The following is a 16067-nucleotide window of genomic DNA, read 5'->3' on the forward strand; positions in this document are numbered from 1 at the left end:
AAAACATTTAAAACTTTTAATTAAACATTTTAAACATTTCAATATTTTTTAAAACAATTCAGATTATAATTTCACAATCTATTAAAACAAGGATTCAGCAATGATTTATTCCATCTGTAATGAAAAGGGGGGAAGCGGCAAGACAACTTTAGCTATTAATCTTGCTACAAAATTGAATACAAAAAATAAGACCCTCCTTATTGATTTAGACCCGCAAAAAAGCATTAACGCATTTCTATCTTTCAGAGATGAGAATAAAATGCCTTTTGATTTTAAAAGCAGCAATAATGAGGAATTGCAATCTCTTATCACACAAGCATTACAAAATTATGCGAATATTGTAATAGATACAGGCGGTAGAGATTCTAAAGAAATGCGCAGCGCAATGATTTATAGTGATATTTGTATCATTCCAACAATTCCTAATGGATTAGACGCTTCTGTGTTGGATAAAATGTTAGATTATCTAAAAGAAGCTAAAAAGATTCAAAAGAAACTCAAAGGATTTGTTGTAATCACAAAGGCAAATTCTAATCCATTTTTAAAAAATAAAATTAAAGAATTTCAAGAGTTTTTAAAAAGCAAGAATACAAAAAAAGATTTTTGTCTTTTAGATTCTATTCTGTATGAGAGAGAAGCTTACAAAGAATCTATTTTGCAAGGCAAAGGTATCACAGAAAATTTAAAAAACTCCAGAAAAGCGCAAGAGGAATTTTTACAAGTATTTCAAGAGCTAGAAAGGAATATCAATGGGAACAAATAAATTTGAAGCTAAAAAGAAAAAAGTGAGTGAAAGCAAAATAGAAAATTTCATTAACAATAAAAAAGAAGTCTCTAAGGTTGGTAGAAAACCAAAAGACTTAGAGCAAAAGAAAACAAAAATGGTGAGCCTTTATTTCTCCGAAAGTGATTATCAAATCATCAAAGAAAGAGCAGACAAGAAGCGATTAAGTGTTAGTCAATATATTACTTCAAGTCTTTTTGAGTAGATTTAACACTCTGTAATGTCAAAATTTCACTTATTTTTTGGCATTACAAAATACATAACCATTTACTCTGCCTTTCTCATTTCTTTTAATCCTATCATCAAATATAATAAAAAGCAAAAGCAACCATAACAAAGAAAATAAATACACAAGAGATAATATTCTTGCTTCCTAAAAGATTCCAAAATGCTATCAATAGAATTTGGCAAACCAAAATGATAAAGCAAAATATTTCCTGCAATTCCTACAAAATGAATCCCGAAAAACACAATCCAAAATTTCCTTATTTCTTGTTTCATTTCTTACCTCCTAACAATTCAGAGAATTTCTTTTAACTCTTGTTCTAATTTGTGCCTAAGTTTTGTTTCTAAATCACAATATTTTTTATTGAAAAACTCTTCTTCTGCTACGAAGTCTTTATGTTTTTGCTTTAAGAAGTCTAACCAATCCTCATCTTTTCTTTTATAGAATAATTCCCATTCATTGTTGTGCCTTTCCATAAAATCTATTAATTCTTTGTTTTCGTGGATATTGCCGATGACTTGACAACGACCTCTACAAAAATCATCATCTATCCAATCATCGTCATTGCCCCAAGCACCAAGAAAATATCCTTTATCTTTTCTAAAATCTATAAAATCTATAAAATCCTCCAAATCATTAGGTTTAATATGCACAATATCTCCCTCATAAATTTTAGTGCCATTTTTGTCATAGAATCCAGAGAATAGTTCAATTCTTAATTCATCTTGCGGTAAGCAAGGATTATCATTTTTTGGGTTGGTGTAACCGATATACCCAAAAGCATTCATATAAAGCTCACTTCCTTTAAACTCTAAAGGCAAATATTTCCTATGATAATAGCTCCAAACTCTAAAAATTAATTTTGTTGGCATTATTTTTCTACTCCTTTATATCTAGAACAATTCTTTGTTTTTCTAGTTCCTCTTGATTGTCTGCAATAATTTCTACTTCCTCATCACTTAAGGCTAATTTTCTTTTGAATTCTTTGCATACAACCCTAAGCATTTCTGCATTAAAAACCTTAACTTCAAAATCTAGGATAAGGTTGTCAATGAGATTGTTTCTGTTGTCTTTTAATTCCCAAATGCAGCCTAGCATTTCTATTTTATTAGTTTTTTTATTTTCGCCTAGACAAGCACTTGTTTTTTCCAATGTGGCAACCAATTTATTGTTTTGATAGAATTTCATTATTTCTCCTTAATCTCTTGGAGGCTCTTTTTTGTGTGCGTTTTTCTAGCTTTTCTCTGTGTTCTCTTGCTAGTCTATTAGTATCTTTATGAAAAATTCTACGACTCACATATTCATTCGCACGATAGGCAAGTGCTTCTTTTTGTGTATCAAATTCAACTTTTTCGTAAAAATTACTGCTACCACAGCCACTTACCTCTACAATCCATTCTTTTTGATATGGAAACTCTTTGCAGCGTTCTATATAGCGCACTATGCGTTCGCGATAAGCGTCCGTGTTTCCCCATTGCTTAAAAAAGAATGGCACATCTTTAATCTTACATTTATCGTAAATAGATTCCACCCATTCAAGTTTCATAAGTCTTGCTTTGTTTGGATTATTTGGTATATTCTCTCCCCCTACGATTACCCAATCTAACATATCTAAATAAGAAGCTAAATCAATCTCACTTAGTAGAGGCTCTAAGGAAACAAAGCATTTAATTTTGTTATCTAATATTCTTTTTAATTCTAAAAGTTGCGGGATTCTCTTATCTGCACACTCTTGATTTTCAGCAGTTACACCAAACCAAATATGCTGTAAATCATCAATGATATTATTTTCATCATACGCATAGATTAAAGCTTCTTTAAAAAACTCCAACATTCTATCTGCCCTCTTAGTCAGCACTTGAAAAGTCAAATCTTTTCTTTTTACCATAGAATCAAATAGAGCTACCAAGTCTCTATCGCTTATATTTTCGTGAAAAGTATCACTCATAGAATTTACAAAGATTTTACTTCCGCTTGGATATTTCTTTTTGTCTAAAATATCATTCAAGGATTATTTATGGAATACAACTTTATCCCAACCTAAATAGTATTTTGGCAATCTTTTAAATATTGCGTTGTTCTCTCTACAAAGGCATTGATACATATTCAGATGATACTTACTATCGCACCTTTGGCTCATTTCTTGACGACAAAACTCACACAACATAGATTTATGAGCTTCTTTTTTAGCCATACCTTGCAATCTCTTAGTCATTGCTTTTGCATAACAATTATCACACGCAGGACTTATTTGTGTGCAACCTGTGATAACATTCCAAGTTTTGTTAGTCCATTGTATCTTACTCATATCTCTCCTTATAAAACACACAAAAGTGTGAGGTTTTGGAAGTCTTTTGCATAAGCAAGGGCTCTTGATTGAAGCACTTTAGAATCTCGCTTAGTGCAATTTGTGCCTCGCTCCATTTAAAAATCAAAGTGCCATTACTCTTAAGCACTCGCATACATTCACAAAATCCCTTAGCTAAATCCTCGCGATAGGATTTATCAAGCTTCCCATACTTTTGCACCATAAAGGATTTTTGGCTTCCTCTTAGAATATGCGGAGGGTCAAAAATCACTAAATAAAAACTTTCATTCTCAAAAGGTAAATCCCTAAAATCTACAATCCTATCGGGCTTAACGCTAAACTTTTCGTCTTTACCCACTTTTTTAAAGGTAGTTTCAAAGAATCTTTTGTCGCAAAACAGCACATTAGGATTCTCTTTATCCACATAAAACATTCTGCCACCGCAGCACACATCAAGGATAGGTTTCATTTATCGTCCCCTACCTAAAGATTGCTCTTTTGTGGGCTTAGGTTTTTCTAGTGTTCTGGAATCCTTTTTAGGTGATTCTTTTACTTTACTTACTTCTTTTTGTGCTTGTATTGCTTCATAATTTGGGGGTTGTTTTTGTGAGAATTCCAAAGGAATCTCACTTTGTTTTTTATAGGCTTTGTGTGCTTGTTGTCGGTAGGCTGGGGTTTGTTTGTATTGTTTCTCAATCTTTTTGCTAAATTCGTGTATCTTTATTCTTTCTTGTAAGCTTAATTTTTGTTGGCATATTTTGCTGTCATAAAATTGATGAAACTCTCTATCTCTTGTCCCAATTTCCTTGCCTCTGCTAATCTCTGCTCTGCTTCCTGCCTGTAAATCCTCGCTTTCTCTGCTCTCTGCTCTGCTTCCTGCCTGTAAATCCTCGCTTTCTCTGCTCTCTGCTCTGCTTCTTGCAATTCTTTTTCCGATAATTTCTCTAACTCGTCTAAGGAATATATCGGAACATTCTCGTAATGTGCTTGTGGTAAAATAGGCTCTTGCATTTTCACTCTCCTTGTTATAATCTAATGCTGTAAAAGGTATTGTAGCATTGGGTTCTGTAAGATAAAATAAATTCTTATTGTTTTTATCTTGCTCTATTTTGAAGCCTGTTTTTGAGGCTAACTCGCTAAGCTTGAAAAGTAATTCAAATTCAATTTCTGGATTTTTTTCTGCCATTATTGTTTCCTCCTAAACTCACTAGGTTTAAGTGGATTTGCTTCGCCCCATAATCCCATAGTGTTTTTTCTAGCTTTGTTTTCCAAAACAACATAATCATTAGAGTATTCTCTATAAGCCCAAGCAAATCCATTTTCTACAAGCTTTTCATTCACATTGATTCCATTGCAATACACGATTCCAACTACTCTTTTATATTTGTCTTTATCTATTATTTTTACTTTTGCTTGTGCGTGCAAAGGACACAAACTTAAAAGATATTCTCTTGCTTCTTTTCCAAATCTTTGATTTAGTTCTGGTGCGTCTAAGCCATAAAGCCTAATCTTTACTTTCTCTTGATTTTGAAAAAGTGTGATAGTATCGCCATCATAAACTTTAATAATCTCGCCTTGAATCTCTTTGTTTAAATCTCCTACAATGAGAGATAAGCCATACAAGATAAATAAAATAATCATCGCAAATTTTAAAGGGGAGAAAGTCCCCTTAAGATTCAATTTTAAAAACTTTGAAATCCTCATAAAATTCCTTAGACTTTTGTTAAAAAGGAATCTCGGCATTTTCTGCTATTTGTGCCATTTCCTCAATTTGCTGTTGTGGAGCTTGTGTTCCCTCATAAACAATTTCAGGTTCAGGTTGTGCATTTTGTTCATTTTGTGTCTCTTTTGCTTTGGAAGTTACAAATTCAAAGCTTTTTACTAACACTTCCCACGAATATTTTGGTTGTCCATTTTCGTCAGAATAAACAGAGGTGTAAATCTCTCCATTGCATAAAAACTTATCACCTTTCTTGAAATATTGATAAGCGATTTCAGCTCTCTTGCCAAAGATTGTTAAGGGAATCCAATCTGTGCGGTCTTTTGTGATTGTCTCATTTCCCTCTTTCTTTGTAGTTCTCTTTGAGATTGCAAGAGAGTTTTTCGCATAAGGAAGTCCATTTTGCGTATAAGAGAGGTCAAAATCTCTACCTAAATTCCCACATAGTGTAACTTGATTCATTGTGTATCCTTTAAAAACAATATTTAACATTTAAAAAATGTTAAAAAATAGTTAAAACTATTTAAAACTATTTTTTAATACTTTTCTAAAGAGCCACGATTCAAATATTTGTTGAATCGTTTTGTATTCTTGTTTCAACATTGTTTCAGCTGGATAACAAATGTGATGACTAACGACAGAGTATAGATTGTCGTCTCTTTTATAGATAACAACATTGATATTTTGATGTTCAAAATAAACTTGTGTTTCTTTAAAATCTTTGTCATTGAGGATTTTTTCTAATTCTTTCTTTGTCATTTTATTTTTTCCTCCTTAATTCCATATTCTTATTTTTTGCTTTTAAAGCATTTATCAATGAATGCAGAACATACTTTACAATCATCTTTATAGCCTTTTGGCAATTCTAAATTATTTTTATTTGCTAAATCCTCTGCTAATTTGATTTGCTTCTCACTTGGTGGTCTTTTAGATTTATCTTTATTTTCCTCAATAAATTTGTTGCAGATTCTATAATCGCTCTCAATCCCCTCTGGTAATTCCAAATTTGTTTCCTTTGCTATTTTTTTAGCAAGATTTAGAGAACCCTCTTTTGGTGGCAATGGTGCATTAGAATCTTTGGTGCTAACTTCTGCAAATTCCAGCTTTTGATGAATGAGTTTAATGTAGTCTAAATAGCTAACTTTTCCTTGTGAGATTTCATCAAGTGTGCTTTCCATTTGCTTTGTAAATTCACTTTGTGTAATCCATTCATCATTAACTTTTACAATGGAGAGAAAATCTAGTCCTTTTTTTGTGGCAACAATATCGCTACTCTTGCCTTTTTTCACAATCTCAATGTAGCCTCTCTCAAGTAACTTTGGTAAATAAGTAGCATAAGTGCTTGGGCGTCCGATTCCATTTTTCTCTAAAAGGGAGATAAAGTTGCTTTCTTTGTAGTGTTTTGGGGCTTGTTTTTTAACTTCATATAATTCAAAGCCTAAAATCTCAACACTATCCTTTTCGTTTAAATTCAAATTTAACTCTTGTGATTCTGTCTCCGCTTCCTCATTATCTATTGAAATTTCTTTAAATCCTTTGTAGATACATTTACTAACCTTTGCCTTAAAACTAAAAGTTGTAATGCTAAAATCGTAAATGATATTTTCATTAATGGCGTTTTTGGCTTGTGAGGCAATAGAATTTAAATAAATAAGCTTGTAGGCTTTCTTGAGATTGTCTTTGTTTTCTTTAAAATCCTCTTTGTCAATTAAAGAATCAAGCGTATCTAAATCGTGATAATGTGTGATTCTGATAGCTTCGTGCGCTTCTGCTTGACTTTGGCTTCCTGCCTTGTATTCTCTCTTTTGATAATATTCTTTGTCTTTCAAATGTGATTCTAATTCCTCTAAAAACTCTTTTGAAAGCGCATTAGAATCGGTGCGATGATAAGTGATTAAGCCTTTTTCAAAAAGGGCTTGGGCTAGTTTCATACTTGTTTCAGGTTCAAAGCCATACACACGATTGCTAGCCTCTTGAAATTGTGAAGTTCTATAAGGCTCTTTGGGCTTAATTTGGGTTTCTTTAATCTCTTTTGCGAAAACAAAAGATTCTTTGGTTGCACTTAATTTGTTTAGAGTTTCTTGCGCTTCCTCTTTACTCTCATAGAGATTCTCTCCTAAAGCCAAAAATTCTAAATTACCGCTTTTTAACTTGGCTTTTATTTTGTATTCTACTTTTTTATTTGCACTAGAATTTAAAAAGTCTTGGATTTGCAATTCTTTGCTTACAATAAGGCTTAAAACAGGTGTTTGCACTCTCCCTATGGAATTGTTTTTATCGTTGCAAAGTTTCATATATTTTGGGCTTAAGAGGAATCCTACTAATTTATCACTCACCGCTCTTGCTTTCCAGCTCTCATAATCATTAAAATTGCTTTGTGCGAATGGAATTGCCTCTTTTATCCCTTTTTCAATCCCACTTTCTGTAATCTCAAAAAACTCTGCTCTTTTGATACTCGTTGCAAGATTTTTAATGAGTTCATAAACCATATATCCGATTCCATATCCCTCTCTATCGGGGTCAGTAGCGATATAAACCTCTTTACCTTTAGAGGCGTTAAGGATTTGATTGATACGATATTTTGCGTTATCGTCTTTAAAGTCTAAAATGGGCTCATAAGATTCATAATCTTTCACGATTTCATTTGTTAAGCCTTTAAAGTGTCCTATGGTAGCTAAAACTAAAGCCCCTGTAATCTCTGCGATTTTCTTAGTCTTATTTGGGCTTTCAATGATGATAAGAGTGTTGTTTAATTGCATTATGTATTCCTTTGTGTTATAATGTGTCTATCCATTTTGACTAAATGGTAGAAAAGATTTAACGCCTATGTAGTGAAGTAAAAGCTCGGCTCTTTGCAGTCGGGCTTTTTTTGGCTGTTAAGTTGGGTGTGTGGGAGGAATTCACTTCATAGGAGTCCATAATGGATTTTCTTAACTTATTCATTTGTGATTCCTTTATTTAAATTTCTTTTTAATCTCTGCAACCAACCCAAAATGCAAGGCATAATTGCAATATTTTTTAGCCTCTCCTTGATTCTTTAGCGTTGTGATTTGTTTTAAATGGTATTTGTTTAAAAAAACCTCCAAAGAATCTTTATTACTAAACAATCCAAGTGCCAAATACAAGATTTTTTCGCTATTTTTAATCTCTAATACTTTTGATTTCATCTATTCCCCTTTCTTTACTCTACTGAAGCGATTGCGTCTTTAGTTTTTTCGCCTTTTACGCTTTTCTTTCCGCTTTTCATTGCGCTCCCTATGGTTTTTGCACCAGGTAAATTTTTAGCCATTGCACCAAATCCACCTTTCATTGCGCCTGCTAAGGCACTTCCACCTTGAGCTTTGGCTAACATTCCTCCTGCGATACTTCCTGCACCTCCTGTTACTGCACCTACACTAGCTCCTGCCATTGTAGCTACACCTGCTCCTACACCTCCATTAATAAACCCCTGCATTCCCATAACTTGTGATACCCAATTTGGAATCTGCAAAAGCAGATAAATACAAAGCACAGATAAAATTAATCCTGATGAAAAATGATAGGCAATACTCATAAATCCTGTAGCTATACTTTTAATTTCTGTCTCTGGTAATTCTAGGCTTTTTTGTATTACAGCAAGTGCAACGCCTAATATTATAAGAGCCAAAGGCGCATAAAGAGAATACGAAATATAAAGCTTCAACCAAGAGAAAAAATAAGCTCGTAAGTTTCTATTAAAAAGCAATGGAATCATTACGGGTGCAATAGATAAAACAATTAAAGCAATATAACCTGAAACTTGAACGATGAGGATAATGCCAATCATTAAAAATGCAAAAGAAAGATAGAATAGCAAAAAAGGTAAAATTCCGAAAGAAGCTAGAATTGCGTTGAATTTAATCCCCATAGTTATTTGGCTTTTATAATTCTCCATTAATTGATTCCACAATCTCGCATTTAATTCGGCTAATTTTTTAAAGGTTTGTGTAACTATATCTACAATATTATCTCCCTCTATCAAACCGCCTGTCGCATTTCTCAACCAATTTGCAGGGAGATTTAAAAGTTTGATAAATTCTATATAGCCTGCATAGGAATAAAAAATAGCATAAATAAAGCAAACAAGCCCTATCCATTTTCCAGCTTCAAAGAGTTCCTCTCGTGTAGGATAACCTGTTTTTAAAAGCTTTAATAACCAAAAAATCACCACCAAAAGAATAATGGTATAAGAGGCTTGATGATAGAGTGTATTTTGCACTGCGCTAAAAATCGGTTCATAGGAATGTTGAATCACTTTATGCAAAGCTCCAGCTACTTCATTGAGCAATTCTTTTACATTTATGTTTATGCTATTTTCTTCCATTTTACCTCCTTGCTCTTACTACTTCCTGTTTATTAACTACTCTTTTTAAAGATTTTTTATTTCCTAATGGGATAATTTCTATTGTTTGTGTAATTTCTGTGTCTTGATTATTAAAAGATTCTTGTTTTTTAAAAGAGATGATTTGGTGTTCTTGTGCATAATCCTCTATCAAAGAATCTTGCGTTTCAATTTTATATGGAATATTTGAATCTTTTTTATTATCAATATTTTTTGTTTTTGAATCTACTTTTGGATTGAGTATCTCTAATCCTAAAAACTCAATTAATCCTAATAACATTGTTATTCCTTTCCTAAGACAACTTAAGGATAAGAATCCTTAAAGGGTTGTCTATGATTTATCTTAAAACTTGCTTGCCTACTTACTTCCTAACCTAAAGATTACAAGCTTCTACCCATTTCTTGTTTTTGTTGTTGCCCTTTAACTTGCGTTTGAAGCTTGTTAATGCTTTGTTCTTGAATTGGAACATAGTCTATTCCTTTCATTTCCGCAGTCAAAAAGTTTTTCAAATGGTTAGTAGTCTCTTTGTCTAATCCAAGATTATCTAAGTTTTTTGGTCTTAAGTCGTAATTGTTTTCCTTTTGTTTTGCACGAAACTCTTGTAAAGGTTCTAAATTACGCTCTTTTAACTTGCTGGTATCAAGACCTTCAAACTGACTTGGGTGGTAAAGAGTAATTGTTTCAAGTCGTGGTTCTTTTAAGAATACCTTTTCTTTTACAATCTCGGTAATTTCCTTGCCCTCTTTGTCAAGCTTAGGATTTCCCTCTTTATCTCGGGCGATTCTTGTCATTTCTTTACCCTCGTTATCAAGTTTTGGAACATAGTCATATCTTTGTAAAAATGCGACTTTTATTCCTTGCTCATAAGCGTCTTTACCATTTTTAGTAAGGGCTGGATTGCCATTCTCGTCTAAGGCTCTCTTGAGCTTACCACCCATAAAATTGCCTTGTTGCATAGTTATAAATTGTGGTTCTTTATAACCTTTTAACTCGGCTTGTGTTCGTAAAAGCAAAGATTCCACACCGCTAAAGGTATACCCTGTGGAAGCATTATAGGGAATAGAGTTATCTAAGTCTTTTGCACTCTGTTCTTTACTCCAAACTTGCTTTTTCTCTTTGATACTATGTAAAAGAATACTTTTAACATAGCCATTAAAGCTTTCCATTCGCTCCACATTGCTTTTTTGTTCCCAAGCAACATAATTACTTTGCTCTGCAACTTGCGTTGCAACTTCTTGATTTTCTAATTTGTCTGCTTTTCTTGCCATTATTTATCCTTTTTCAAAGTGAAGTTCTTAACTTGTGAATTGTCTAGCTCACAAGTGATTTTTATTTTATACTTAAGTAACAAATACATTATTCCACCACTTCATTTGGAAGCAAGAATGGGTCGCCATTGACATTCTTATCAATATCAAGGTAATCGTATTTTTCCTCAATCAGTTTTACTTCCTCTTGTGTTAATGGAATCTGTGTATCTTCCGCCTCCGAGTAAGTATTGACTGCATTTTGTTCGGCTAATTGTTTAGCCTGTCTTTCTGCATTTTTTTTAGCTACTGCTTCAGATATTGTCATAGTTTCTCCTTTAGGAATCTTTCGGGTATATTGCTATACCCTAAGTTAAACTTCGTAAAAAACCTAACTTAGAGTATAGAGAGAGAATCCTCACTCTATTTCTATGCCTAGAGATTTGTATTTTTCTCGCATTTCTGATTGTTTGTTTTCTGCTTTTTCTTGGGATTCTGTGTTTGTTTCTGTTGCTTCTCCATTTTTTGTATCAATTCTGGATTCATTATTTGAATCTTCACTATCTCCCTTGTTTTCTGTTTCCTTGCTCTCCTCTGTTAAGCTTGTGTTGTTTTTAACTTTATAATCCACGACACATTTAAAATTTTTATCTTTTGGATTATTCCATTCTTTATTTTTGAACCAATAAGGCACTTTACAAGGCACAGGTAGTTTATAAAACCCCTTAATAAGCACGATTAAATCATCACTACTTAGATTTTTTAAATCTTGTGGGCTAAGAAGTTTTTTGGCTTCTTTAGATTTACTCACATTGCTTTTAAAGAAATCAAAACTGCCTTGTGAGATACTCGCTTTCTCGTGTGTAAAGTCTCCGATTAAATCGGAAGTCGCCTTAGCGTCCTCCTCACTATTGAGTGTAAAAATCACTTGATAGCCACTATTATTTTTTAGCACTTTCATTTTTTCTTGCCCATAAGTAATAGAGATTTGCTCGTAACTTTGTGAAATATAGACAGGCAATAATCCATAACTCCTACAAAGGGCTGGAGCTTCTAGCACAAAGTTCATTGCCCCAAATCGCACAAATTCATCTAAATACACATAGATAAATTTATTGGGGTCGGGGCATTCTGCACCACTCATTAGCTTTATAAAGGTGCTTTCTGTAAAGATTCTAATCAAAGGTTTTAGCACTTCTATATCCTCTGTTTGAATCACTACATACAATGAGATTCTTTTCTCTCGCAAATCCTCATAAGTAAAGCTCATTTTAGAAGTAGCATTTTTTACTTGTGGATTTGAAAAAACTTTCATAAAGGTATCAAAGGTAGATTTTACACTTCCAATTTCTGTTCCGCCTAACATTCCTATATAAGCGTTTGCTTGGTTTCTAGTATTAGTGTCTAAGGATTCGTCCTCACTTACTTGCTGTAAAAAGAGCTTCTCACAATTTACCTCATAATTCCTCTCTAGTTCTCCTGAATCTGGATTTTCAATCATCACTTGGTCAATCCACCGCCCATCTAGCATATTGAAATAATCCATTTTAGGAGATTGATAAATTTCATAAAGCGTTGTGTGCTTGTTCTTTTGCATATAATATTCCGCCCAAAATACAAATAAAGTTTTAGCACTTACAAGCCAATGGTCATTTTCTTTGCCTTTTTCGCCTACAAAGATTAAAGTGGCTACTTGCTCTGCTAATTTCTTAATTAGCACATAGTCAAAATCCTTGATAATCTTGTTGTCAAAGGGATTATAAAAAAGCGTGTTATCCCACGAAAAAGGTGAGAATTTTTGAATCTCATTCTTAAAGACTTCTTGTCTGTAACCTGCTGTTTTATCATAAAGCTCACCTTTAATATCAAAAACAATACAAGAATTAGGCACAACAAGCAAATTTGGAATAATAATCCCCGCAGTCTTTCCACTTCCCGGACTTGCGATAACCAAAGTTGCCAAAGGCTTTCCTGCACGAATGAATTTATATTTATCTTTTTCTATGAGTGTGCCTAGAATCAAGCCTTTATCGTGGCTAATTCCTAATTTCTCATAATCATCTTTTCTGGCAAATCTTGCACTTCCATAATCCTCTGCTGAACTTGGACGATTCATAAAAAACCAAATCACTACTAAAAGAAAGGGAGCAAAAAGCATAAATAGCGCGAAATATGCCTTTAACTTTAAGGCGGGATTTCCAATATTATTAAAAATTTGTAATGCCACTTTTGGAATGGCTAAAATATCGGGATTAAAAACAATTTTAACCATTAAAAAATAAAATATTATTCCTAGAGGAATTGTGCTTAAAAAAATGATAATCCATTTTTTAATTGTTATCTGTTGTTTTTCCATTAGTTTTTCCTCTTTTTCAATAGATTTTCAATCGTTTTTTTATTGTGATTTAATAGTTCTTTAACCTCATTCATTAAAGGAATTATTGTCTCTCCAGCTTGTTTAGTTGTGCTTATATCGGTGTTTAAATGATGAGCAATTTGATTTAAGTTGCTTCCATATTTAGAGATTTGATAAAGCATTTCAGTTAGAATTTCATTGCTTTTTTGCAATTCTTGCAACACATTTTCATAGTTTTTTGCTAGGATTAGATTCCTAATCATTGCGGATTTGCTTTTGCGTTCTTTTTTAGCTAAAGAATTTAGCATTTCATAAGAGCTTTGAGAGAGATAAAATAATCTTTGTTTTGGGTTTGCTTTCATATCTCATTCTCCTCCTCGTCCTCCTCTTTAATATAAGGAATCCCTAGCTTTTTACTTAGCTCTCTTTTAATATTAACAACATCTATAATCACTCTTTGCTTACCAATTCTTTTGATTTGAATAATGTATTTAATCGCGGTCTTAATTTGTCTAAGCAGCATATTTGTGTCGGCATTGCTTAATCCTCCGCCTAAGATAATATTAGAAATAATTGCTTCAATAGCGTCCTCTGGAGAGTTTGCGTGAATAGTGCTTAGATTCCCTGCATGTCCTGTATTGCAAATTCTAAGAAATGTAAAGGTGTTTCTAATATCAATCTCGCCCAAGAATAATCTATCGGGTCTTAAACGCATTGCATTATTAATCGCCTCTGCATAGGAGTAGATTTCATTTTCAGTTTTTGGCACTGCAAGTTGTGTTTTATTTGGATTTTCAATGTGTAATTCTTGACTATCCTCAATCGTTACGATTCTTTCATTTAGTGAAATTTCGCTCATTAAAGAATTTAAAAAGCTTGTTTTTCCACTTCCTGTCCCACCACTTACAAGCGTGTTGCGCTTTTTTCTAACAATATTTCTAATTTTCTCATAAGTGATACCTTTTTCTAGGCATAACTGCCCTAAAGCAAAGCTTTCTAATGGGAATTGTTCTTTGCTTGGAATCCTAATACACAAAGAAATATCGCTATTAAAGAGTGAGCTTTTGTGCTGTGCTTGGACACGATAACGCAAAAAGGGTGCTGGTAACTCACAAGAGAGATGACAATGCTTTTCATCAAAAAGTTGATTGCGCTTAATAGCCAATTCAATTAAGAAGTTCTCTAAGAAGTTATAATCTAATCTCTCATCTGTGATTGTTTCCCACTCTCCGCCCTTATCTATGAACATTTCTTTTGGCTTATTGAAAATCAGCTCGTTTGCTTCTTGATTTAAATAAGGTTCTAACACACCTAAAGCATTATTTAAAAGCAAGGAATTATTCATTGGTCGCCTCTTGTTGTTTTTGTGAATCTTTTACATTTTCAAAAGTATTTGCAGAGCCACTCAGTTTTGCTTTTTCGTTTAAAAGTTTAGTGAGCTTCACTTGTTCTTTTAAAAACTCTCCCTCTGCCTTTTCTACCGCTTTAATCTGTCCTAAAATCTTTGTGTTAAGCTTTTCCTCTTTTTGTTTATTTTTTGCAAGGTTAGAATATTGATTTTTGATATTTAAAAATTCCTCTTGCGAAATAGTTTTTGTAGCTTGTTCTTTCATTTATTCTCCTTTAATCTACAAAGTATTTCATTAACACTTCATTGTTTTTAGGCTTTGAAAACCACATATGATTGGTCGGCACAATAAAGATTCTGCTACCACTTTTAATTTCAATCGTAGGTTGAATCTGCTGACTTCTTGAGATAATGTCTTGCACGATAGTGTTAATATCGCTTTTTGCTTGTGAATACACTTCCTCTGAATAGCCATTATTTGCGTTGTCAATCTTGCCTGCAACACTAAGCAATAGCACATTCGTAAGCGTGGAGATTCCATAAGCAATGCCATATCTTTCTAAAAATTTGTTATTCACGCTTCCTACTGCCCCGCTCATTCCCATATTGTCTGCTACAATGGCATCAGTTAGCATAATATTCACTCCTTGAGGCGTGATAATCTCTCTCCATTTAATCTCTAAGCGTTTTTGTCCCATTTTCACTTCATTGTTGTAAAATCCTATTGCCTTGCTTCCTCTAGGAATCAACACTGCCTCTCCCATAGAAGCATAAATATCTTGTTCAATTTGAGCAGTTACGATTCCGCTTAAATCACTAGAGATTGCGCTAGTTAAAAGGGCTGGGATTAATCTACCTGCACGAATGCTTCTATAAAGCCTATGCTCGTTTGTGCTAATATCTAGTGATTTTTGATTAGAAAAGCCATCACTTCCAAATTTAGAATTTTTATTGAAAGTGTTGATTTCTGAATTTCTCTCGCTTAAAATGGAGTCTCTTAAGAGTGCTTTTAGTTTTTGTTCCTCTGTGAGTTGCACTTCTTTAGCAATTTGTTGATTTTGTGCCTTAAGTTTTTCCTCTTGTTCTTTAGTTTTTTGTAATTGTTCTTGTGCTTTTTCCTCATCACTTTGTTCTTGCTCTGCTATTTGTTCTTTGACTTGTTCCTTTGTGTTTTCATCATCAATTAAAGAAAGAATCTCTTGTATCGCTTCATTCTCATTTGGCTGTCTTTTGCCCGCTTTATAAATGTAATCATCAACAGGAAACTTTGTATCAAAGAGGTGTTGCAAATTTTCTTTGTGGATTTTAGAATCTTGAGAGTCTTGCTTTTTAACTTCTTGTTTTTCTTGCATTTGCTTAATGACTTCTTTGGCTTTTGTCTGTGCGTTTGAGGATTCTAAAATATCCTCTGCAAAGAGCGGTTGCAAGAGTAAAGAAAGGGATAAAAAACAAGAAGTAAATTGCATTTTTTTCATTGAGGAAGTCCTAAAAGTTTTCTATGAGTTTTAGAATATTTGTGATTGGAATAACTATCAATCTTTGGTTCTAAATTCAAATTAGCAGGTGCAGGTTTATCCTTTTTGGATTCTACTCTCTCTACACACACATAAGAATCCCCGCTTTTAATACTCCATTTAGGATTAATGGTCTCTGCAATGAGATAATCTCCTATGATTCTTGTTTCTATTGGGCTATCTTGTTTGTCAATCACTGCAAA

Annotated in this window: 23 protein-coding genes and 1 pseudogene; 2 read left to right on the plus strand and 22 right to left on the minus strand. The window is 33.1% G+C overall.

From position 1 onward, the window contains the following. Nucleotides 1-100: 100 nt before the first annotated feature. Together HDT10_RS07335 and HDT10_RS07340 are read left to right on the plus strand one after the other, a co-directional pair. Complete coding sequence (locus HDT10_RS07335; RefSeq protein ID WP_290881748.1) at nt 101-763, plus strand: ParA family protein; 663 nt, start codon at nt 101-103, stop codon at nt 761-763. After that, nucleotides 750-989, plus strand: a complete 240-nt coding sequence (locus HDT10_RS07340; RefSeq protein ID WP_115550605.1) for a ribbon-helix-helix domain-containing protein — start codon at nt 750-752, stop codon at nt 987-989. Before HDT10_RS07335 ends, HDT10_RS07340 begins: the two co-directional genes overlap by 14 nt. 62 nt (nt 990-1051) lie before the next feature. Here the strand turns inward: HDT10_RS07340 and HDT10_RS07345 are convergent, their stop codons facing one another. The 22 genes and pseudogenes from HDT10_RS07345 to HDT10_RS07450 all read right to left on the minus strand — a co-directional run. Next, nucleotides 1052-1285, minus strand: coding sequence for a hypothetical protein (locus tag HDT10_RS07345; protein ID WP_290881753.1), 234 nt, complete (start codon nt 1283-1285; stop codon nt 1052-1054). 18 nt (nt 1286-1303) lie between these two features. Next, nucleotides 1304-1882: a YopX family protein gene (locus HDT10_RS07350; protein WP_290881756.1), complete on the minus strand. Its 579-nt coding sequence runs from the start codon at nt 1880-1882 to the stop codon at nt 1304-1306. 7 nt (nt 1883-1889) lie between these two features. Continuing rightward, nucleotides 1890-2198: a hypothetical protein gene (locus HDT10_RS07355; RefSeq protein WP_290881759.1), complete on the minus strand. Its 309-nt coding sequence runs from the start codon at nt 2196-2198 to the stop codon at nt 1890-1892. Further along, entirely contained in the window at nt 2176-3018 is an 843-nt protein-coding gene (locus HDT10_RS07360) for a DUF5131 family protein (RefSeq protein WP_290881763.1), read from the minus strand. The genes HDT10_RS07355 and HDT10_RS07360 overlap by 23 nt, the downstream gene beginning before the upstream one ends. A 3-nt stretch (nt 3019-3021) precedes the next feature. Further along, nucleotides 3022-3318, minus strand: coding sequence for a DUF5131 family protein (locus tag HDT10_RS07365; RefSeq protein WP_290881767.1), 297 nt, complete (start codon nt 3316-3318; stop codon nt 3022-3024). After that, nucleotides 3311-3787 carry an SAM-dependent methyltransferase gene (locus HDT10_RS07370; RefSeq protein WP_290881770.1) on the minus strand — a complete coding sequence of 159 codons (477 nt, stop codon included), beginning with the start codon at nt 3785-3787 and terminating at the stop codon, nt 3311-3313. Before HDT10_RS07370 ends, HDT10_RS07365 begins: the two co-directional genes overlap by 8 nt. Next, a complete protein-coding gene (locus HDT10_RS07375; protein ID WP_290881775.1) occupies nt 3788-4504 on the minus strand; it encodes a hypothetical protein in 717 nt (238 codons plus the stop codon). Further along, nucleotides 4504-5022 carry a thermonuclease family protein gene (locus HDT10_RS07380; protein ID WP_290881776.1) on the minus strand — a complete coding sequence of 173 codons (519 nt, stop codon included), beginning with the start codon at nt 5020-5022 and terminating at the stop codon, nt 4504-4506. Before HDT10_RS07380 ends, HDT10_RS07375 begins: the two co-directional genes overlap by 1 nt. A gap of 19 nt (nt 5023-5041) precedes the next feature. Further along, nucleotides 5042-5500 (minus strand): single-stranded DNA-binding protein, encoded by a 459-nt coding sequence (locus HDT10_RS07385; protein ID WP_290881778.1) that lies wholly within the window; start codon nt 5498-5500, stop codon nt 5042-5044. 57 nt (nt 5501-5557) lie between these two features. Next, complete coding sequence (locus HDT10_RS07390) at nt 5558-5797, minus strand: hypothetical protein (protein ID WP_290881780.1); 240 nt, start codon at nt 5795-5797, stop codon at nt 5558-5560. Nucleotides 5798-5826: 29 nt separating this feature from the next. Further along, nucleotides 5827-7797: a type IA DNA topoisomerase gene (locus HDT10_RS07395; RefSeq protein WP_290881782.1), complete on the minus strand. Its 1971-nt coding sequence runs from the start codon at nt 7795-7797 to the stop codon at nt 5827-5829. Between the two features lie 195 nt (nt 7798-7992). Beyond that, entirely contained in the window at nt 7993-8205 is a 213-nt protein-coding gene (locus tag HDT10_RS07400) for a hypothetical protein (protein WP_115550599.1), read from the minus strand. 14 nt (nt 8206-8219) lie between these two features. Further along, complete coding sequence (locus tag HDT10_RS07405) at nt 8220-9380, minus strand: type IV secretion system protein (protein WP_290881785.1); 1161 nt, start codon at nt 9378-9380, stop codon at nt 8220-8222. Between the two features lies 1 nt (nt 9381). Beyond that, complete coding sequence (locus HDT10_RS07410) at nt 9382-9678, minus strand: hypothetical protein (protein WP_290881787.1); 297 nt, start codon at nt 9676-9678, stop codon at nt 9382-9384. A gap of 101 nt (nt 9679-9779) precedes the next feature. Continuing rightward, entirely contained in the window at nt 9780-10667 is an 888-nt protein-coding gene (locus tag HDT10_RS07415; protein WP_290881790.1) for an ArdC-like ssDNA-binding domain-containing protein, read from the minus strand. Between the two features lie 88 nt (nt 10668-10755). Then, nucleotides 10756-10974: a hypothetical protein gene (locus HDT10_RS07420; RefSeq protein WP_290881793.1), complete on the minus strand. Its 219-nt coding sequence runs from the start codon at nt 10972-10974 to the stop codon at nt 10756-10758. A gap of 90 nt (nt 10975-11064) precedes the next feature. Next, nucleotides 11065-13002, minus strand: a complete 1938-nt coding sequence (locus HDT10_RS07425; protein WP_290881795.1) for a type IV secretory system conjugative DNA transfer family protein — start codon at nt 13000-13002, stop codon at nt 11065-11067. Next, nucleotides 13002-13364, minus strand: a complete 363-nt coding sequence (mobC, locus tag HDT10_RS07430) for a plasmid mobilization relaxosome protein MobC (protein WP_290881797.1) — start codon at nt 13362-13364, stop codon at nt 13002-13004. The genes HDT10_RS07425 and mobC overlap by 1 nt, the downstream gene beginning before the upstream one ends. Then, entirely contained in the window at nt 13361-14347 is a 987-nt protein-coding gene (locus tag HDT10_RS07435) for an ATPase, T2SS/T4P/T4SS family (protein WP_290881799.1), read from the minus strand. Before HDT10_RS07435 ends, mobC begins: the two co-directional genes overlap by 4 nt. Next, a complete protein-coding gene (locus HDT10_RS07440) occupies nt 14340-14615 on the minus strand; it encodes a hypothetical protein (protein ID WP_290881802.1) in 276 nt (91 codons plus the stop codon). Before HDT10_RS07440 ends, HDT10_RS07435 begins: the two co-directional genes overlap by 8 nt. 10 nt (nt 14616-14625) lie before the next feature. After that, nucleotides 14626-15825, minus strand: coding sequence for a DNA type IV secretion system protein ComB10 (locus tag HDT10_RS07445; protein WP_290881804.1), 1200 nt, complete (start codon nt 15823-15825; stop codon nt 14626-14628). Then, nucleotides 15822-16067, minus strand: a pseudogene (locus tag HDT10_RS07450) (type IV secretion system protein VirB9); the annotation flags it as partial. The gene HDT10_RS07445 and the pseudogene HDT10_RS07450, both read right to left, overlap by 4 nt.

The sequence above is a fragment of the Helicobacter sp. genome (genome assembly GCF_014799995.1).
Classification (GTDB): Bacteria; Campylobacterota; Campylobacteria; order Campylobacterales; family Helicobacteraceae; genus Helicobacter_D.